17 protein-coding genes are annotated in these 20,036 nt (G+C 59.6%); 13 read left to right on the top strand and 4 right to left on the bottom strand.

Features of this window, described 5'->3' with window-relative positions; all coding sequences use genetic code 11:
- Positions 1 to 64: 64 nt before the first annotated feature.
- The gene (locus JR065_RS07480; RefSeq protein ID WP_206233401.1) at positions 65 to 340 is read right to left on the bottom strand and encodes a hypothetical protein; all 276 of its coding nucleotides are present in this window, start codon (positions 338 to 340) and stop codon (positions 65 to 67) included.
- Positions 341 to 542: 202 nt separating this feature from the next.
- A complete protein-coding gene (locus JR065_RS07475; RefSeq protein ID WP_206233400.1) occupies positions 543 to 1,664 on the bottom strand; it encodes an alpha/beta fold hydrolase in 1,122 nt (373 codons plus the stop codon).
- Between the two features lie 159 nt (positions 1,665 to 1,823).
- Here JR065_RS07475 and JR065_RS07470 point away from each other — a divergent pair, with 159 nt between their 5' ends.
- The 5 genes from JR065_RS07470 to JR065_RS07450 all read left to right on the top strand — a co-directional run bounded on the left by JR065_RS07470 (position 1,824) and on the right by JR065_RS07450 (position 7,378).
- The gene (locus tag JR065_RS07470) at positions 1,824 to 2,471 is read left to right on the top strand and encodes a glutathione S-transferase family protein (protein ID WP_206233399.1); all 648 of its coding nucleotides are present in this window, start codon (positions 1,824 to 1,826) and stop codon (positions 2,469 to 2,471) included.
- 299 nt (positions 2,472 to 2,770) lie between these two features.
- Positions 2,771 to 3,109: a YciI family protein gene (locus JR065_RS07465; RefSeq protein WP_206233398.1), complete on the top strand. Its 339-nt coding sequence runs from the start codon at positions 2,771 to 2,773 to the stop codon at positions 3,107 to 3,109.
- Positions 3,110 to 3,772: 663 nt separating this feature from the next.
- On the top strand, positions 3,773 to 4,435 hold the full coding sequence (locus tag JR065_RS07460) for a hypothetical protein (RefSeq protein WP_206233397.1): 663 nt from the start codon (positions 3,773 to 3,775) through the stop codon (positions 4,433 to 4,435).
- Positions 4,419 to 6,356: a Mu transposase C-terminal domain-containing protein gene (locus JR065_RS07455; RefSeq protein ID WP_206233396.1), complete on the top strand. Its 1,938-nt coding sequence runs from the start codon at positions 4,419 to 4,421 to the stop codon at positions 6,354 to 6,356. Before JR065_RS07460 ends, JR065_RS07455 begins: the two co-directional genes overlap by 17 nt.
- Positions 6,353 to 7,378 (top strand): ATP-binding protein, encoded by a 1,026-nt coding sequence (locus tag JR065_RS07450; protein WP_343237253.1) that lies wholly within the window; start codon positions 6,353 to 6,355, stop codon positions 7,376 to 7,378. The genes JR065_RS07455 and JR065_RS07450 overlap by 4 nt, the downstream gene beginning before the upstream one ends.
- A gap of 1,576 nt (positions 7,379 to 8,954) precedes the next feature.
- Here JR065_RS07450 and JR065_RS07445 read toward each other — a convergent pair.
- Positions 8,955 to 9,848: a WYL domain-containing protein gene (locus JR065_RS07445; protein WP_206233393.1), complete on the bottom strand. Its 894-nt coding sequence runs from the start codon at positions 9,846 to 9,848 to the stop codon at positions 8,955 to 8,957.
- A gap of 179 nt (positions 9,849 to 10,027) precedes the next feature.
- On the opposite strand from JR065_RS07445, the gene JR065_RS07440 reads away from it, so the two are divergent.
- From JR065_RS07440 to JR065_RS07415, 6 genes are all read left to right on the top strand, one after another.
- Complete coding sequence (locus JR065_RS07440) at positions 10,028 to 11,113, top strand: patatin-like phospholipase family protein (RefSeq protein WP_206233392.1); 1,086 nt, start codon at positions 10,028 to 10,030, stop codon at positions 11,111 to 11,113.
- Positions 11,110 to 12,153 (top strand): cyclic GMP-AMP synthase DncV-like nucleotidyltransferase, encoded by a 1,044-nt coding sequence (locus tag JR065_RS07435; RefSeq protein WP_206233391.1) that lies wholly within the window; start codon positions 11,110 to 11,112, stop codon positions 12,151 to 12,153. Before JR065_RS07440 ends, JR065_RS07435 begins: the two co-directional genes overlap by 4 nt.
- Before the next feature lie 10 nt (positions 12,154 to 12,163).
- A complete protein-coding gene (locus JR065_RS07430; RefSeq protein ID WP_206233390.1) occupies positions 12,164 to 13,864 on the top strand; it encodes a ThiF family adenylyltransferase in 1,701 nt (566 codons plus the stop codon).
- A gap of 3 nt (positions 13,865 to 13,867) precedes the next feature.
- Entirely contained in the window at positions 13,868 to 14,401 is a 534-nt protein-coding gene (locus JR065_RS07425; RefSeq protein WP_206233389.1) for a Mov34/MPN/PAD-1 family protein, read from the top strand.
- Positions 14,402 to 15,565: 1,164 nt separating this feature from the next.
- Positions 15,566 to 16,600: a hypothetical protein gene (locus tag JR065_RS07420; protein ID WP_206233388.1), complete on the top strand. Its 1,035-nt coding sequence runs from the start codon at positions 15,566 to 15,568 to the stop codon at positions 16,598 to 16,600.
- Between the two features lie 228 nt (positions 16,601 to 16,828).
- A complete protein-coding gene (locus JR065_RS07415; protein WP_206233387.1) occupies positions 16,829 to 17,788 on the top strand; it encodes a phage exclusion protein Lit family protein in 960 nt (319 codons plus the stop codon).
- 218 nt (positions 17,789 to 18,006) lie between these two features.
- Here the strand turns inward: JR065_RS07415 and JR065_RS07410 are convergent, their stop codons facing one another.
- Positions 18,007 to 18,624 (bottom strand): hypothetical protein, encoded by a 618-nt coding sequence (locus JR065_RS07410; protein WP_343237254.1) that lies wholly within the window; start codon positions 18,622 to 18,624, stop codon positions 18,007 to 18,009.
- A gap of 236 nt (positions 18,625 to 18,860) precedes the next feature.
- Between JR065_RS07410 and JR065_RS07405 the strand changes: the two genes are divergently transcribed.
- On the top strand, positions 18,861 to 19,211 hold the full coding sequence (locus tag JR065_RS07405) for a helix-turn-helix domain-containing protein (protein ID WP_206233384.1): 351 nt from the start codon (positions 18,861 to 18,863) through the stop codon (positions 19,209 to 19,211).
- Between the two features lie 380 nt (positions 19,212 to 19,591).
- Positions 19,592 to 19,924, top strand: coding sequence for a hypothetical protein (locus JR065_RS21450; protein ID WP_241093450.1), 333 nt, complete (start codon positions 19,592 to 19,594; stop codon positions 19,922 to 19,924).
- Positions 19,925 to 20,036: the final 112 nt, after the last annotated feature.

The following is a 20,036-nucleotide window of genomic DNA, read 5'->3' as shown; positions in this document are numbered from 1 at the left end:
GTCAGCGGGGCCTCGTTCCGGGTCCTACCGGTGCAGGCGCAAAGCGGCGCCGGTCAGCGACAACTCATGGCAGCTCGCACTTGAGCTTGGCGTCCACGTAGTAGGGCTTGGGGACATCCGGGTTCTGGCTGGTCTTCTCGAACACCACCTCGAACGAGTCCAGGTTCGCCGTGCCTTTGCGTTCCTTGCAGGCGTCCTGCAGCTTCTGCTTCACCGCGGCGATGCCGGCGTCGCGATTCGCGCCGTCCGCGCTGTTGGCCAGGTTGACGGTCTCGGCGAATGCCGGCGTGCCCATGCCCAGCAGGCATCCGGCGAACATGAGGGCGTGCAGCTTCTTCATGGAATCTCCTTTGCAGTGTCCGTGATCGTCAGGCAGCGTGATCTGCGCCGTAAGGATCGTCGTAGGGCGCGGCAGACGTCGTCCAGCGCGCCGCCAGGATAGGGAGACGTGGTTAAGACTTCGTGCGGACGGCAAGGCGCCGAGATCGGCCCCTGGTGGAGCGCGCGCCTGCATGCGCTCCGGTCCAACCGCGACGGCGCCGTCAAGGCGCGATATCGCCATGGCGTTCGGCGATGGGACGGACCTCCTGCACCAGCGTGACCAAGGTCTTGCCCGGCTCCTCGTTCATGACCTCGTGCGCGGAGTGCTCGAACCAGACCAACTGTTTCCGCGGAGCCTTCACCGATTCGAACCATGCCGCCGCCACTTCGGAGGATACGTTGTGGTCATGGCGCCCGAGGAACAGGAACACGGGGGTCCTGAACTCGCGGACCGCGGTCATGTCCAGCGTCAGCACCTCGGCGAGAAGGTGTTCCATCGAGAAATCGTTGCCTTTCCACACACCGGCCAGTTCGGCATCGGAGTACTCCGGCGCCAGTCCGATGGCCGCGGCTTCCGCATCGCCGCCCTTGCGGTTATGGACCATGCCGCCGTAGTGGTTCAGCCATCTGCGTTGCTTGAACAGGCTGGCGAGCGCAATGGGGGCGTTGTCGTGAGCGTAGGGAGCGATCGATTGCAGCTCTTCGATCGCTTGCGCGTTTCCATCCTGCTGCGCTTGCCGCAGGGTCCATGCCCAGCCACGGCGCTCGCTTTCGGGCGAGTTCGATATCTGTCCGACACCCACGTACGCGTGCAGCCACTCCGGCCGCCGCCGTGCCAGCTCGAGTCCCAGGTAGCTGCCCCAGGAGTGTCCAAGCACGAAGATCTTCTCCTTCCCGAACTCGTTGCGCAGCCAGCCCACCATCTCCACGGCGTCGGCGATCATGCGATCGCGCGTCATCGTGGCGGCGACCTGCGCCGGATCATTGGCGGAATAGGTCTTCCCAGCGCCACGCTGGTCCCATTGCACCACGGTGAAATACTCCTCCCATCCGCGTTGGAAATACCAGCTGGTCGGCATCGACACCCATCCCGGCCCCCCGTGCAGCATCAACAGCACGGGGTTGCGGCGGTCATTGCCGCGGATCGATATCCACTGATCGATTCCCCCGATGCGGACCTTCTCCAGGCGCTCGACTCCGTTGTCGGCCACGATCCGTCGCATGTTCGCCACGATCTCGACCGCCTCCTTGCGGTCGTGCGGGGCGGGCGCCGCCGCTGCGGATGCAGCCAGGGGCAGGCAAACGCTTGCAACGGACAGAAGACCGGAAAGCACCGATTTCATTGGCGTCCTTGGGCCGAAGGGTCGGGCGGGGATTGTGCCATGCGACAGCGGCGCCCTGGGCTGCGGCGATGGGTTTCAAAGCGCATGTCGATGTCCGGCCGCCTCGTTCGTCGCCACCTTGTGGCACCCATCAGTGGATCGAACGAGGGGACAGACACGATGACCTGCACCATTACCGCCTTTGAACGCTCGCCCGATGGCGGCAAGGGGCTGGCGCGCGATACGCGTGTGCGCTGGGCGCTCGAGGAAGCCGGCCAGCCCTACGACGTCCGCCGGGTCTCCTTCGCCGAAATGAAGCGGCCGGCGCATCTGGCCCTGCATCCTTTCGGCCAGATTCCCACCTATGAGGAGGGCGACCTTGCGCTGTTCGAGACGGGCGCGATCGTGTTCCATATCGCGCAGCGGCATGCGGGCCTGCTGCCCGAAGACGCCAATGCCCGGGCGCGCGCCATCGCGTGGATGTTCGCCGCGCTCAATACGGTAGAGCCGCCGATCCTCGATCTCGTCACTGCCAGGATAATCGAGGGCGACGAGCCCTGGAGCCAGGCGCGCAGGCCGCTGGTCGCCGATCGCATCCGCGCCCGGCTGAAGCCACTGTCCGCCCGGCTGGGCGACGCCGACTGGCTCGATGGCGCGTTCAGCGCGGGCGACCTGTTGATGGTGTCGGTGCTGCTCCGGCTGAGGATGTCGGGCATCCTGGACGAATATCCGAACCTGGCCGCCTATGTCGCCCGAGGCGAGGCCCGCCCGGCCTATCGCCGCGCTTTCGCCGCGCAACTGGCGATCAACGCCCCGGCAACTGGTTGAAAGGCCTCGACTAGGTGATCCTGTGCCAAGCGAGCCTTCTTCATGGGAATGCTCCGCCCGGACGGCGTGCGCGTGCGCGCTTGCGAGTGATGCCCACGGTCTCGGCCCGGCCAGGCTCAGCCACGGATATCTTCCTCGCGACGCTGTCCGGGTTGCGAAAGCCGTGGCGACCCACGCTGCGGTGCCCGAAGGGCGCAGTACCATTCCAGAGAATGTCGCATGTGCCTATGGCGCTCACGCCGCCCAGATCGGCGGTTCGATCGGCGGTGGCGGGCATGGTCAGTCAGGAGGAAACAGAGATGGCGCGATACCTGATCTCGTTCGATGATGGATCCATGGTGTTTCCCGAAGAGGATCTTCCCGCTATTGCCGAGGCGGCGCGCTCAGTGGTGCGCGAGGCCAAGGCGGCTGGCGCGTGGATCTTCGGTGGTGGCCTGCTGACCCAGCAGGCGAGCGTCGTCGCCATCGACGGCTCGGTCTCCGACGGGCCCTACCCGGAGACCAAGGCGGTCATCGGCGGCTTCTCGATCCTCGAGGTGCGGTCCCGCGACGAAGCGCTCATGTGGGCGGCAAAGCTGGCCTCGGCCTGCCGTTGCGCCCAGGAAGTGCGCGAGATCATGTACGACCCGGAGTCCTGATTCTCGCGTCGGCGGAACCGGCGGTCGATCCGGCCGATGCCGGCGATCGCAGCGGATCCTGAAAGGCGTATCTGGCTCGCCGGGCGCTTCCGTCCGCGCCAGCAACGCCGCCAAGCATTCGCGGGGTCGCGCGCAAACGGCAGCTTCCGACCCAACGCGGATCCAGTACCGATGGCCGCGTTCGCCCCTCAGATAGGGCACCCTCGGTTAGGCGCGACGTCATCGCCAAGATCGCGCTCGAGCAGGCAGTCGATGAAGGCGCGCAGCGCCGGAAGGAGATAGCGCCTGCTGGAATAGTAGAGATACAGGTGACGGAGCAGGTATTTGTGCTACTTCGGACACCTTGTACCTCAAGAGTCTAGGGAGTCGAGACATCCTTCCCTAACAAGCTGAATAGGATGATGCGAACAGGTATATGTGCTACATGTTCGAATATGGCTTGTATATCTGCTACTAGTTCGGATTCCATTGCTGGTGGGGGACAAGAAACGGTTGCGCCCCTGCCATTGCGGGAGTAGCGTTCCTGAGCGTGCCAGTGGCATTCCTGACGCCGCTTTCAGGCAACTGCCTAGGCCTATATTGACCAGGAACGATGACCAAGCCCGAAGGCATCCCGTGGAGGCCTAGATCCTCGCTCTAGCGGGGTCTATCAGGAGCAAGGGAATGAGTGTTACTACGAAGGCCAGGCAACGCCGGCTGGGCGTGCGTCAAGCGCGGACAAGTAACTCGGCAAACCTCTGGACGTTGCAATCGCCGACAGCTGAGCTTCCGGTGACGCTGAGTGGTGACCTGCGGATGAAGCTATTCTTCCATTGTGAGGGCGACCCGACCGTCCGAGATGCAGAGTACCGAGAGCAGGAGCTAGAGGTACCCTTGAGTGGCGGTCCAGTCTGCGTTGACGCCTTGGTTACTTTGATTGATGGATCGATTCAGGCGCGAATGATCGATGATGGATCAGATCGGGCTAGGCGTGACATCGAAGCGGTGAGCGCTGGGTGCGGCTACTCCATGTACGTACTCAGCATACGTGACTTCGGCCGGTCCGAAATGAGAATCCGCAACTGGCAAGCAGCAATCTCCGCTTTCCATCGCAGCCGCGATGCGGACCTGACCTCGGTAGCAGAAGACGTTGAACTGATCGTCCGGCGGCGCGGCAGGGCCACTTTGGGCGAAGTGATGCAATGTCACCGCCAAAATCATCCGGCGGTTGTGATAGGGGCTACCGTGCTTGTGTTGCGTGCTCGCGCGATCGCCTCGGACATGGATGCTAATCCATGGTGCACGCATACAAGGCTTCTCAGGTGTCAACATGACTTCAAACCTTAATTTCAATCGGAGAACGCTCCCGCAGGAGCTCGCCAATTGTGATGAGTGGCCGCCTTGTGACACCAGTCAGTTGGACCCAGCGGACCTGGCTCTGTTTGAGAGAAGAAGGAAAGGGCTCGTTGCATATCTGAGCGGACGTCCGACTGCCGAGATCGCCTCGCTGTTCGGGATAGAAACCAGCGAGCTACTGCGATACCTCAATCGATGTATTGCTGTTATGAATGATGGCCGCATTGCCGGCTGGGCGGGCCTTCTGAAAGGATTCCGGAAGCAGAAGCCCACTCGATCCAAACCTGTGTGTGCAATGCCGCGCCAGTCATTTGGTGGCTATACAGGGGCCCTCTCAGCTTTGTTCGTCTCGCACCCGAATGTTCAAATTGCGCTGGACATGTATCTGGCCACTGGCATCGGTCCTGATGGAGCGAAAGAGGGGCGCGTTAGCAAGAAAAAAGCCCATGAAATCTTCCTTGAACTCTGCCGCCGCGCAGGGCTTGGCTCGAACGCCTGGCCATTCTGTGTCAGCAGACGCGGCAGAGAAGCCATTGCCGAATACGTAAAGCACTTCCTTACCCTTCACCACGAGAAGGTTTCATTCTTGCAGTACGGAGAAGAATGCAAGCAACGTTCAAGGCGGCCGGGCAGTCGACCCGAGAGTCCCACAGCCGTCGCACCCTTTGAAATCGTGGAGGCTGATGAGCATACAGCGGACATCATCTTTACCGTTGGCGTCAGGACTCCCAAGGGAACCAAATACGTACCAAGCCATCGCATGACGCTCATCTTGGTCGTTGATAGGTTCACCAACTACATTCTTGGCTGGGATATCGTTGTGCGCCGGCAAATTGCCAAGTACGACTTCCTCAGATGCATTGATCATGCGGCCGCAGGGCAGTGCCTCTCGGAGGAGATCCGGCATGCATTAGAAGGCACGCTTGCGACGGCAGTGGAGATGTCGGAGCTGCGACTCGGGTTTGGCAGCCTCTTCGTTGACAATGCGCTTGCGCATCTATCTGACTGCGTCGGCGACAGGGTCAGGGCGGAGACGGGCGCTGCAATTTCCTTCGGAGCGATCAAACAACCGCAGCGTCGATCAGTGGTTGAGCGAGTGTTTGGCTGGATGGCGGCGAATGTTTTCCACCGGTCGCCGTCTACCACAGGTAATAGCCCGGTGGACACTCGGCGAAACCACCCGGAGCTTCAGGCAGTCAGGAACAAAGTAACCCTTGAGCAGGTAATGGAGGCGACTTCGATCGCTGTTGCGCGGTGGAACTCGAAACCCACGGAAGCAAACTACGGGAGCAGTCCTGCCGCCCAGATGCTTGAGTACTACGCTCCCGGCTCGGGGTGCCTGGCTCCATTAGGGCCGCCAAGATCTACGCTGGTACCCCGACTAAGAGTCGAGGTGACCGCAGCCACAGTTCGTGGCTCTCAAAAGAAAGGTAGGTTGCCGCGCGTTTGCTACTCCAGTGTAGAGTACGGCTCTCCCATCCTGGCTGCTCGATGGGATCTCATCGGACAGGCGATCACGATCCACGCGGATCCCTACGACATTTCCCACATCCATGTGTATACGCGCGATGGTAGGGAGTTAGGCAATCTCGTGCCATTGGATTCGCGATGGCGGCACCCGCACTCCATAGAGATTCGACGCCTTCTCAAATCCAAGATCATGAACGCACGTGATGAGCCCGACACCAACGTCGCCAGTGAGGAGCTTGGAAAATTGGCTCAGAAGGCCTTGGATGCCTGCGTGAACTCGCCCCGATCTACGCAAGCTGCGACCTTTCTGGCGGAAGAGGGTAGGAAAGGGTATGCACCAGAGGCCTCGTCAGAGCCCTCCGGAAAGCGACCCAATACAAAGACCCTGGCCTCCCGCGTTCGCACGTCTAGAAACATCGACTTTACCGTAATCGGGAAATGATGAGGTCGACAATGGAAATCCAGGAAAGCATAGCCACGATCCGAGCGACTTATGCATCATTGCGGGACAAGCACCCATTGCTCATGGCAGCGGCCGTACTCCCTACCGCGCCAGTCAAAGAAGTGGCTCGCTTGGTGTTTGACCGGGCACAGCGCTTTCGGTCCTCAATTGCATTCTGGGCCCATCCATTGTGTGGGAAGTCTTCTTGCATTTACGCACTCCAGAAGCTGGCCCCTATTCAGTACCCTGGTTCTGCATTCGTGATCTACGAGCCGTCCTCCAAGGAAGTGGCAGCTGAAGGCGCCTTGATTGAAGACCTACTTTCGATCATCGACTTTGAGCCGCGCGTGCTCCGTTCCCTTGCAGGAAAGCGCGACCAGTTGCTGCGAGCTCTCTATGCAATGTCGATCTCTGGCAGGCATCTCTTTTTGGTGATTGACGAAGCGCAGAACCTTCACGTCAAAGACCTGGGATGGTTGAAGCGTGTCGTCAACTGGCTGAACACCCGCGAGATCAAGGTTACGGTGGTGCTGTTTGGGCAAAGTCAGCTGTGCACAATGCACCAGCGGTTCATGGCCGAAATGCCAGATCTGACCATCAGGTTCATGGCAGAGCTAATTGAGTTTAGAAGTCTGCAGGATGCCGCTGATCTTCGCATGGTTCTCAAGTCGTGTGACGATGAGACTGAGTACCCCCGCGGATCCGGTTGGTCGTATACGCAGTACCTGTGGCCTACCGCCCATGCCAATGGATTTCGCCTAGCCAACTGTGCAACGGATATGTACAACGCATTTCGGGCTCAGTCCGCGGGTACGGTCGATCACGAGGGAATCAGCATGCAATGGGTTGCCGAGGCACTTATGTTGGTGGGTCAGGACGGCGAAAGCTGTGATGTCGAAGGGTTGAAGATTCCGCGTGAAACGTGGGAGCGCGCCATCGTTGATTCAGGCTATCGGAGCAGGACACCTTCCGCGCTGGCTGCCACGGCGATGGGGAGGGGGCGCGCACGGAGGTCGTCGTGATCTCATGGAGCCGAAGCCTGATCGACTCCTATTCCTCCTCGTGGACCATCATCCAGACACTGGAGTGGCTCAACAACGTCGAAACTAGGTGGATGACGGTAGGCAGCTACTGGAGGCTTCCGCTCGTGCGTGCAGCGTTACATCTGTCGGAGAAAAGGCTTTCCGACGATAGGCCGCCCGATGAGTCGGAGCAAGTTTTCGACGTTCATTCCGCGTTGAGCGAGAGGTGCAGGTGGTTGCGAGACGAAGCGCTTCGTTACTGCCCAGCCTGTATCCAAGTCGGGCGACACTATCAGTATCAGCAGGATGATCGGTTCGTTCGCTGCATCCTGCATCGGGCGCGATTGAGGAAGGGCTGTCCCAGCTGCGGTGTTGCGCTGGATACGAAAGGTTCCCAGATGCAAAGCTTTACATGTAAGTCATGTGGAGGGATCCTTCTGAAGGACGCAGTCCCTGGAGTATTGAGTAGCCGAAAGAAAGCGTCGCATGCGCGCTCTCTCGAACAAGTGCACCGTTGGCTGCAAGCTGCCAATGACTCACTCGTTGGATACCAAAGAGCCTGCAGTGGAAGTTCGGCGATCTGCTGGGACGGCCATCGAGCTGATGACCACGCGGGTGCTTACTGGTTCGCGCTCATTCACATGCCAGATTCGATTGTCCAGCATGCGCTATCGCCGATCCCTGCCTCCTTCAGGCAGTTTCCAGCGACCCCACTGGTGTTGCCACTCCCGACTGACAACCATCAAGATGCTATCGCGCCTTACCAAGAACTTCTCAGGTGCGTCGCGCGTCAAATAAGAAGAACATACCTCAGGGGCCACTCCGGGTGCAGAATCCATGCGATGAGATCAGTGGGTACTGCTGCCGTTCGGAAAAATGGTTGGGCTCCCATTACGCTCAAGCCACATCTTTGCTGCGTCGCCCAAGCGTACGCAGTTTGGCTGCTACAGCGGCGCGTAGAGCTTCACGACATCACCCAAAACATGATAATAGACGGATTTTCACGTTGCGCGGTTCCAGTGCGATTGCCAAGCCTGAGCGCGGCTGCTCTTAGCTATATCAGTTCTTTTGAGGCGTGGATCGCCAATCTTGCACGGCTGCAATCGCTGGTTCCACGCACCAACAGGCAGCCCATGCTGTGTGACCCATCCAACTATTCTACGCATTGGGCGTTGCACCAGCCCGGTACGACTTGGAGCTGCCCTACGCACCTGCGTTTCGGTGAAAACGGTCTTGGCCTCTGCGACAAGGGGCGCGTTCGCAAGGAGGATTTCGAATTGGTCATAGCTATGGGACTGCGTAGGGGCCGCACTCTGGCTAGGCTCGATAGGCCGCGACGTAGCCACTGGCCAGGGCCGCTGGATATTCCGCTGTGAACCCATCGCGGTCTCCCGCATCAACAGCGCCCATCAACGCGTGCTGCATGCAGGCTGACATCCAATTCATACCCGCAAGCCCCGGTTGGGAGCTCCAACCCCAACTTCAAGGATCTTTTCGGGCGCACCCTCCCTGCGCCCCTCAGGAGTGGCCGGTCGCATGCCGGACGCGATGCGCCGGCGAACTCAGTCCATTGCTCTCAATCGTCAGAGGTAGCGCAGGAAAGCCGAAGCGCCTCCAGCTCAGCTCGATTTCGAATGACAATCTGCCGACGAGCCGCTGGAAGGGACTCTACGGGGATATCCAACCCATAGTGCCGCTCGAAGTACCAAGTCATGCACAGTCGCATGCGAATACCGACCACTCCTTCCTCCATCCCATAGTCCATCTCAATTGCCTGACGTTGCCATTCCGAAAGGCTTGGATGAGGTGCTAGTTCGACGGTGAAAAACTCTTCCCACTCTCGGTCCAGCGCGGGGTTCATTGGTGACACGCGGCTATCGCCGATCTGGAGGATTCGGGCCAGGACGAAATCGGTAAAGCGAGACCTATTGAAGCACCAGCCTCGGATATGCCATCGGGCCCCGTCGTAGACCAAGGCATGCGGTGCAATCCATCGCAGGACCGGATCTGGTGTCGACATCGATTGATAGCGAATCTCAATAGCTCGACGGTGTCTGATTGCGGACACGACCGGCCTCAGCGTCTCCGTATCCAGTCGCCTGCGCACTCTAGGCATGACGGCGTGCATTGGTACATCGCCTAACCAAGAGTCACCGGACGCAATTGCGTCATCAGCTGATAGCAGCAACTGCGTCAGGTACTGGCGCGCATCAGGCTTGGCTACGCGTGGCTGGAAGTGCCGGGTGGGGACAAACGCCTTTCTGACCCGATCGTACTCGATGCTCTGGGGGGCCAGCTCCAGATACCTCGCGACGTCGTCTGAAGCCTGTGGCGCTGATATGCCGAAGCGCTCCATGAGCGATGAGCGGGTTAGCTCCCCCTCCCAGTACAGCCGATTCTCGATGAAGGCGTAGCGCTGGCGTTGACTCCATGTCTTGGAGCTGAATGGGGGCGGAAAATGTTCAGACATATGGGCAATTCGGATCAAAGGACTAGTATCTCTCAATCTATTAGAAAAGTTTCTTGATTCTGGTTCATGTCGATGTTAGCTTGCCATCCGGAGGGGCGTCCCTTCGGTAGCCACTACTCCTTGGGGTGTAGGGGTCAAGAAATCCCATATCTAGTGTCCTAGGGGCATTGGAGGACACGATGAAGCCATTTCGAGTTCTTTGCCTGGATGGCGGAGGTATGCGAGGGGTCTACCAGGCGACGTACCTGCGGACGTTTGCTGCGCGCGTCTGCCACGATCGCGGTGTGGACTTGGATGTAGGGCGTTGCTTCGACCTAATCATCGGAACTAGCACTGGGGGGATCGTGGCGTCCGCATTGGCGGCAGGAGAGTCTCTGTCCAAGGTCGACCAGCTCTACCAGGAACACGGCGGCCAGATATTTCCGTTCCAGACGTTGAGACGTATCCCACTCCTTGGGCAGTCTGTCCCACTTCTTGGACTTGGCATCCGTCGGGGAGAGGCCGCGCTCAGGGCCGCACTTGAGCACACCTTCGGCCAGAGAACCTTTCGGGATGTGCATGACGGTCGAGGCATTCGGCTGGCGCTGACGTCGATTGACATGGCGCGCCATGCTGCTGTCGTGTTCAAGACACGGCACTTGGCCCGACTGAATGGACGCGATGACAACCGAACGCTCGTTGATGCGTGCATGGCGACCACGGCAGCCCCCATTCTGCGTGCGCTAGCGCGCTTGGTGGAGCCTGATGGGCAAGCAAGAGTTGTGTACACGGACGGCGGGCTGTGGGCCAACAACCCGGGGGCACTTGGCGCGATAGAAGCCGTGGAGATATTGGATGACCTGGGCGAGAACCGACCAGTTCACCTCTTCATGCTCGGGGCACTGCCTGCGCAAGGTGGGGAAGAAATCTCTGAACGCCAGCGATATCGCGGCGCCTGGGGCTGGCGCGGTGGCGTCAGTGCGATCACGACGAGTCTCAACTCGCAGGCCGTTGGTTACGACTACCTCAGCAAGAAGATCCTGCAGTTGCGCAAAGACGGCAGCATGGCATTCCGCATGCCTGCGCAGTGCCCATCAGAGAAGTTGCTGAAATACATCCAAAACATGGATGACGCTAGGCCCAAGGTGCTGAACGCACTTAGGCGCCAGGCGACCTCCGACGTTGACTACGCGTGGGCTCAATCAGTCAAGCCCGACAGCGAAATGGCGCTATTCCGCGCCGCCCTGACCGATGGCCTACGTGAGCAGCAAGGAGAACAAAAGTGAGCGTTTTTGACTGCGGTAGCGACATGCGGAAGTTTCATGGGGATGAAGTTACGCTCAGCAGCGGGGAGCGCACTGCGATGCGCGAGCGCCGGGATACGGGGCGCCGCCGTCTTGAGATCGGTCTGGACGACGAGGAGCACACCCAGCCGAAGATGATGTGCACGCAGGGCTCATACGCGATGCACACAATGGTCCAGGATCCCGACCTCGACTACGACATCGATGACGGCGTCTACTTTGATGAAGCAGCGCTTGTCGATCAGTATGGCTTTCCCCTGACGCCCTTGGAGTCTAAGGAGCGCGTCTGCGCGGCCCTGTCACGCGATAAACGATTTGCCAATCCGGCAGAGGTTTTTCCCAAGTGCGTCAGGCAGGCTTACCACCAGGGGTATCACATTGACATGCCTGTCTATCGCATCCGCAAGGAAGACGATGGCCACGGCGGGACGTGTGAGATCTTCGAGCTCGCAGGTGATGGCACGTGGGACCTCTCCGATGCACGCGCAACGACCCGCTGGTTCAAGCAGCAGGTCTCGGATCGAAATGGTGAGAGCGCCGGGGAGGGCGATCAGATGCGCAGGATCATCCGGCTCACCAAAGCGTATGCGCGCAGTCGCTCAGACTGGAAGGATGAGACCACCAGTGGCATTGTGATCACCAAACTCGTTGCTGATCACTTTGTTGCTTCGACTGGTCGCGATGACGAGGCACTTCTTGAGACGTGGAAGGCGATCAAGGCCCAGCTGGACTGGTCGACAGAAGTAGCGCACCCAGTAAATACCTCCAAGCTTGCCGAAGCCGGCAACTCAAAGGTTCGGTTTTTCCGGGACAAGCTGGGCTGGGCTATTCAGCAGCTCGCGGTGCTTGAAGATAATTGCACGCGTGGCGAGGCGCGCAAGGCATGGGACGAGGTGTTTGACATTAACTACTTCCAGAAGCTTCCCGAGCCTGTGCAGAAGGCTGAGGCCAGCCGAGCGTTCTTCATTGCGCCCGAGACACGGTCTGACGTGAGAAATGACGGCAATGGACGGTTCGGTTAAGGCTTGCGACTTGGATTTTTCGACCAGCCAAGTTGAGGAAATCGAGCACGCCCTTGTTGGTGCAAGGGCGGGCGGATGGCGTCGGGTCAAGGTCAATGAAGAAGCTGCCCTTTCACACTTTGGCCTTATTGCCGCGTGGAGAGTGGATGTGCCAAAGGAATGGCACTGTCATCCGCTGATCGATCACCTGATCATTGGAATTACCGCGCGCTTCCCTTTCGCCGATCCTGTGGCTGTGGCATTGCAGGGGATTTCCCCCGGGGCGCCGTATTGGCCCCATATTGATCCATGCGGCGGCTTTTGTCTGGGCAGGCTTCGCTATTCTTCCAGTGCTTCAACGCGGATCTTAACCACCCTCCAGGATGCCTTGTTCGTTCTCGACATGAAGCAGGAAGAGCGCGCTGCCGAGCACAGGCGGGAGTTCATCGCCTACTGGTCTCAACTCGGCAAGGAGTCTTCGATGCCTTACCGATCGGTACTGGAAGACGTGCGCGCCTCCCGAGACATTGTCTACAGCGGCGATACGAAACGCGGGCTGGTTTTCGCTGAGTCGGCCGACCAGCTCCGGATGTGGCTGTCGCGTACAGGCTCGTCAGCGCCAGATGCCGCGAGCACCACACGCCTGATCTGGCTGGACCGACCCCTGTTACCCGTCGAGTTCCCGGCTGCGGGAAGGGATGTCATTGCCCTGGATGACGCGGGTGCCCTGGTTTCTCACATGCGAGCAGGCAGCGTCCTTCCTGTGGTGTTGGGTTGCGAGATCGAAGGCGCGCCGGTCTACGTATGCGCGGAAATCGAAGGCATGAGCGAGGCGGCGGCCAGGAAGGGCTTCCGTCCATCCCAGCCTCGGCCTGCAGCTTGGGTAGCAATGAGCTTCAACGCCAAGCCTGCTGTCCGTAGGAATGTCCAGCGTGCCGACTATCGAGCGGTACATGGGCGCGGGATGAGCACAGATGTTGAGACCCTGCGCGGCAAGAGCGTGGCCGTTGTCGGCTGTGGGGCGCTTGGTGGCTATCTCGCACGAGCGTTGGCCCAGGCCGGCATAGGTTCCTTGTATCTAGTAGATATGGATCGCCTGAGCTCCAGCAATACCGGGCGCCACGTCTTGGGCATGCAATCGGTGGGTTTGGCCAAGTCAGTTGCACTGGCCAAGCAGTTGCTAGGGGACTTCCCCAGCGTGGTGGCAATTGACGCGTGGATTGGCTCAATTGAGCACGCCAATGCGGAGCAGCAGGAAGTGCTGTCCCGCTGTGACCTTGTCATCGCGGCCGGCATTAGCATCGCTGGCGAATTGGCATTGAACCGCTGGCGTTTAGGGCTGCAATGCCCCCCAGCGCTGTTGTGGACATGGCTTGAAGAAATGGCAGTGACCGGGCATGCGGTCGGCATCGTAGATGCGACCGACATCGCTGCCTCACTTGACGCTGATGCACAATTTGCAATGCGGCTGACATCTAATTGGCCCCCTAGAGAAGGGCAGGCCGTTGAAGCTGGGTGCGGCGTTGCGTACCAGCCTTACAGCACATCAGACATGATGGGCACCATCAACGTGGCGCATCGCTTGGCTCTGGATATCCTTCTCGGTAAGGTGAGAGACAATGTTATCCGGTCGTGGCTAGGCAATCGCGAGGTTGCAGTCAATGGCCGCTGCACGATTGATCCTGCCTTTGACAAATCCTACTGCGAGATCTCACGTAAGTGGGCTGAGTAACTGATGTATCGCGCGACATTTGCGGAGTACGCCGAACGAGTTGTCATCGCGCAAGAGGTGCTCGATCATACGGCCCGATTTCGTCAGCTCAACTGGAGCGCGCGCGAGGCGGGCGGGCAACTATTCGGCAGCATCGTAGACGGAGAGGTGGTGATAGCCACGGCGTCCGGCCCGTATGCTGGTGATACGCGTCGTCGCTATACCTACCGCTCGAATTCTGACGCAGCCCAACGCTGCATCGATGAACACGCGCGTTTGGGCTTTCTTTACCTAGGCGAGTGGCATACCCACCCCGAAACCGCTCCGAGCGCGTCTACGACCGATCTATATGCGATGGGGCTTCTGCGCGCGGCCTCCCTGACAAGGGTGAACACGCTGCTCTTGATGATCCAAGGAACGGCTCAAGGTGTAGAGGGCGTGGTGCTGTACTCGTTCGCCGATGATTGCGTGGCTCGTTGGCGCGTTGCACGTGACGTGGACGAGAAATCTGGGATTAGCGCTGATACACCCGCAGCTTCGCCGGCCCAACGGCGCTGATCTTCTTTAGTGGGTCTTTCCTCCGTCCAATAGTCGCGATGCAGGATTGTCTTTTGCGCGGCCTCCTTGTTAATACGTGGCCACGCTGGCGATCGAGCGGTGGTCGTTCATGGCGGATCTGGATCAAGCGCCCCGCCGCGATCTGACCGGCTTCGGCGATAACGTGACGGTGCTCAACTTAGAGCAACATCCAGGTCAATCGCCGCTTTCAGGGCAAGGCTGTTCATCGGCTTTCTGGATCTGTGCGATCCTTGATCCCTTGGCAGGCGCTGTATATCGAGCGCGTGCAGATCCCCGGCTCCCGGCCGTCTTGCGGCGCCCAGGCTTCATCGTGCTGCAGTACCAAAACCTCTATCGTCCCTTTCAAGGCTGGCTTCCACCCATGGCTGGAAGCCCGACTAGGTCAGTGCAGCCCAGCACAGCGCCGATCATGCGCACGTGCGTGGGCTGCTCGATGCCTCGGCAGCGGTTGCTGGACTCGCCGCAATACAGCGCGAGATGAATGAATTAGGCGAGGGTGGGGCGCCGGTGAAGCATGGTTCTGCTCACACCCTTTGCGATCCTGCTCCTCGCCATGAGCACATTGCGACCACATATGTCCGTGCGGCGTATCAGCTGCTGACCGGTGGGGCTGGGCGGGAGCGGCGCCCTCAATCATGCCCTGCTCACGATTGCCACCAGCGCTGGCGTCGGCACGGTCAGCCTGAATCGAACGCAAGCTCTCACTGAGGGTGCTGCTCACGGCACTGATATAGCCGGCGTTGGCCACCGTAAGCGGGATGATCTGGTGGATCGGCGCGCATGGCCCGCCCTGGGCGTGCCCTGCGCGTTGGGCACGATGATCAGCGGGCAAGCCTAAGGGGCGTGCTAACGCCGCGCTTGCGTGCGAGCGCGACTGCGCCGATCACTCCTTGTCTGACCGGAACAGATAACACGCAACCGGTTGATGGCCGCGCGCCCACGGAATCGCGATGCAGCCGATGCGCTTGACTTCCACAACACGCTGGATCAGAGTTGAGATAGGGCAATAGCCCGAGGTGGAGCAATTCACCTGAGCTGCTACGGACTCCAAGATCCACTTCTGCATCCTCCCGTTGTATTCGGAGTGTCCACGAAGAAACCGTAGCCGGGACAGTACTTCGAATTACAACTTAGGAGAGCATCATGCTTACTGCAGACAGCACGGGCGTGTACGACTTTGCGGATCATCTCCGCAGCGGCGCGGCCCCATACTTCCAAGTCAACCTTCGTCAGCTTCGCCAGGCTGTTGTACGCGGTTTGGGGCTGGGGACCGTTGCCGGTTGGGAACAGAAACTCCGGCAGAACCCCCAGTGGCGGGCAGAACGCTTCGACTATGTGGCATTTGCCGAGCGCATGGCCACGCTGACCGGCTCATGGGATACCGCGCAAGCGCTCTGGTCGATTGCGCTGGGGGTGCGACTGGATCTGACCATCGCCCAGTACCCGAGCCAGCGACAACGACCCGAGAAGTATCTGGATGTGCCGTATGACGTGACGGCCCAACTGATGGGCGTCGAACCCCAGACCGCGGCGTCTGATCTTTTCATCACCCTCCCCGAGTTCTTCTCCGGTAAGGGCGTGGAAAATTTCCGCGTCGACTCGGCCTACTGGCATCGCGCGTCACTTGAAAAAGCCGGCCTTCGGCCGCGTGCCAAGGCACCGGGTCGCAACACGCTGGTGGCCAAACTCAAAGATGGTACTTGGACAGGCGGGCTGTTCGTCTACTCGTTGCAGGACCAAAAGGACGATGCGCAGTGTCGCCGCAATGTCACCGCAGCGCTGTCGCGCGGCCTGCTGGCCGCCGTCGCTCCGGGTGTGCACTGCCAGATCTACTGGCCGGAGGGGTATGACGTTGGGGCCTACCGGATCGTGATCCGGTTGAGTCCGCAGATCCTCAAGCGTCTTGCGGCCGGGTCGTTTTCGTTCCGGTTGCCGCGCCAACAAGGCTGGTACTTTGTGGTCGAACCGGGCTACGGCTTCCAAAGCCCGGACTTCGGGGAAGGAGAGATGGGCGGCACCTTCGTCGATGGGCTGTGGCTGTGCGACCTGTACCCACACGGACAGGAGGGTTGCCACAGGGCCGACCTCAACACCGTGAAGACGGCCCTGCTGCGAACGATCTACAAGCGGCTGGATAAGTTCGGCGTGCGATTTGTACAGCCCATGCCCACGCCCTAGGCGGCTGACCAGATCCGTGGCGCGTCGGCAGGGACGCCGGCGCGCTGAAGGCGGTGATGCGACGGCAATCGAGCGCGCGGCTAGCGAGAAATACGGCCCTCTAGATCACGCGCACTGGTGAACTTCAGTATCCCATCGGTCGCACCGTTAACAACCTAATTCCATCCATGCACCCGTGCATATGCCATCAACGGGGCTGCGAGAATTACAAGAGAAGGACATTCGCTAGTGATATCCCCGATTGATAGCCTCAGGCACAACATCGTCTATGCATTCGAGAATCCCAATGGCAGCGCAGTGGATCTGCTGAAGGAGGCAATTGAGCAGAAGTACGTCTCGAGTGAAATCGATTTGGTTGTCGACGCGAGCGGCCCAAGAGGGCCTCGCGTTGTAAAGCGGGATGGTGAGCCCGCGTTCATTCAGCTTCATCTCCCTCACCTGGAGCTTCTCTGGGCTTTCACCTACGGCTGGCTCGTCCAGCATGAGGAGGTCCAGCGGCGAATGATTGATAAATCCTTTGACGGCGTGTTGGAGTTCAATACGGCGTTTCTTCAGAGATCCCAGCATCTTCTGAATTGGGCCTCGTCGCTCAGAGGCGGCTATACCCGCTGGCCTGATGGTTTGCCGTCACCTGTGACAAGCACATCGGATGCCGAAAAGAACATGTGCGATAAGGTGAATGGGATCTTTCAGTACGCCGTGGCGTTCCTCATGTATCACGAGTTCGCGCATGCACGCCAAGGGCATATTGGAGTGGTCGCGCCGCACGATATGACTGCGGAAGCGTTGGCGACGTCCATTGAGATGGAGCGGGAGGCGGATGACTTTGCCTATCGAGTAATGGTCGCCCTACATGAGGATGATAGTGTCAAGCGACTGAAGGGCTGGGCCGTGTTGGTGCCGGCACTTTCCTCGCTGTATCTGGTGGCGGATCCGGGCGGCCTTCGGCAGATGCGCCACCCACACCTTCACCATAGAATTAGCAACCTGCTGGGCAAGCTCTCTTACAAGGATGAGGAGAGCAAGTTCTACTACGAGTACCTCTGCACGTTCATCCTCGGGCAGTTCTTACAATCATTTCGCCAGGGTACTAAACGAGATCAGCAAGTTCATGAGACTGCCGAGGAACTTCTTGAGGCGCAGTTGGACGAGCTGGATGAGATACTCTCGCAACTTGAGTCCCGGTGACATCTGAGGGCCGGGTAGGGCATACGCCCATCGCACTGCCAGGCACCGCGCTCCCCAACTAGCCCTTTGGCGTGATGCTTGGATAGATCTTTCCTGCGAAAGCGACGACATAAGCGTCACCGATGACACAGTGGCATGGCCCCTCCGGGGCCGAAGAAAGATCTTCGTGCATGCGGGTGCGTAGTAGACGCCAAGTAGCTACCTCGCCTTATACCCTGCTAGCCCCGCGAAACCGAACGGTCTGCCGTCCAGTAGTCCCAGGCCATCGGCATGACATGTGATACAAACAGCTGTGCTAATGCCGAACTGGGCAGTGGCTGAAACGGTGTGAACATGCCCAACTGGTTGGCACCATGGGTCACGTAGCGAAGGCGCTTCTGTAGTTCTAGGAATATCGCTTCGCGGATCCCTGAAACGTCGGGGGCGCTCTGACGCAGCGCCACCGAGGCACCTTGACGGACAGCAGCCCAACAACAGTAGCGCCATCTTGCTATAGGGAGCCCTGGTGCAGCAGGACGAAAGATGAAACCAAGATCACGAGCCCAGGCTGGATCAAACTGGTGCTTGCGCAGTTGTTGCTCGAGAAATTGTTCGGCTTCCCACAGCGCCAACTCGCCCCACATTGCGCTACGTTGTTCGGCGAGGTCTTCCTCGGCGGACAGTTCGGCAAGTTGATCCTCCAAGGCAATTAACAAGCGCTCGCGCTCGTATGAAGCCCACGCGAATGCCCACTGGATGTCCTCAAGCGGCGTCACCTCTGCATCGGGGCGGATGGGCCAGCGGTCCGCCGGCCAAGGGACTTGGATCAGGGCTTGGCTCCTAAGCACGTCCAGCACCTTCAAGGTAGCCTGGCGGGTCGGGGCTACTTGGACGCGCAGGGCTTGGGCTCTCAGTAGGGCAGCCAAGAAGAGAGTCTCGCGCAGGCTCAATTCTTCAAGGGTGAGGACGCGTGCCGATGAGTCAGGGCCGGCTGGACAGCATGTTGCTCGGGTCATGGCACCAACCAAGGTAGCGGTTGCCCAAAAAACTAAGAATAACTTAGTATGCAACGGTAGGCACATACGCCATCCTTATGGGGTTCCCATGGGGTGTGTACGTGTCTGTATCCTTCGACTCAAACCCGACCTTTGCCCAACGCCTGAAGCAGGCCCGCTTGTACGCGGGCCTTTCCCAGAAGGAGCTAGGCATCCGGGCCGGACTGGATCCTCACGTGGCCAGCCCCCGCATCAACCAGTACGAGCGTGGCAAACACGAGCCCAAGCTGGAGACAGCCGAGCGCCTGGCCGAGGCGCTGGGCGTTCCGGCTGCGTTCCTGTATACCAACGACGAGTTGTTGGCCAAGTTGCTGCTTCGCTGGGGCTCATTGACCAAGCAGCAAAAGCGCGAACTGATCAAGCAGATTGAAGCCGTCTCCGATAAGTAGTGTTCGACTTGGGAAAGCGATTTCCGGCGTACGCTTGCGCGTAGGATTTTTCTGATGCTGCGATTGGCGCTCAACTGATCGCATGTCTACGTCATTGATGGCAATGTGGCCTCATCGTCCAGGCCACTTCACCCACCATGGCTGGGGGACGGAGGCTAGAACCTCCACCTAAGCGCCGACGATCAAAGGCCCCGCATGCGGGGCCTTTGCTTTTCGCCCAATCGAATTGTGGCCGTCGAGGTCAGCCAGAGAGCGCAGCCCGCGACTTGTCGGTCCGTTGTCCAATTCTGTAGACGATTTTTCGGCACCTATGAGCGGCGCTTGCGGCTCCTTCGGCCCAGCAGTAGCGTCTAACGGACTGCACCTTCAAGGAACGAACGATGAAATCCTTTTCCGCGATAGTGATTGGAGTGGCCATGATAGCCTCCGGGTTGCCCTCGCTCGCCAAGGCGGCGGAGCCGACATTGAACCCAGCCGACGTCATCGAGGGCATGGGGGCGCGTGTGCCGGCCGGCAAAGAAAACGTCAGCCTTTCGCCGCTGTTCAAGGCCTACGTGTTCGAGAAGGCGGGTCTGAAATTCGTTCAGATCAACTCGCTGCGGGACGATGTCATTACGGTCATCGTCGTCACTCCTGGCGCCGAATCCCGACTGCCTCTCGGCTCCGCCGCGGGGCAGCCGTTGCCCGTGCTGCAGAGCGACGCGGCCAGTTGAGCGGACGCTCCCGATGGAGCGGATTTCTCGTTAGAGCTCCCCTTGGGAACAAAAGAAAGCCCCGGGTGGTGAGTCTAGTGCAGGTCTCGCAAATAAGGTGATACTTCGGATT

Origin of the sequence: Xanthomonas sp. (assembly GCF_017163755.1) — a bacterium.
In the GTDB taxonomy this organism is placed as follows: domain Bacteria; phylum Pseudomonadota; class Gammaproteobacteria; order Xanthomonadales; family Xanthomonadaceae; genus Xanthomonas_A.
Note: the sequence above shows the minus strand (reverse complement) of the source record. Positions and strands in the feature narration are given on the sequence as shown.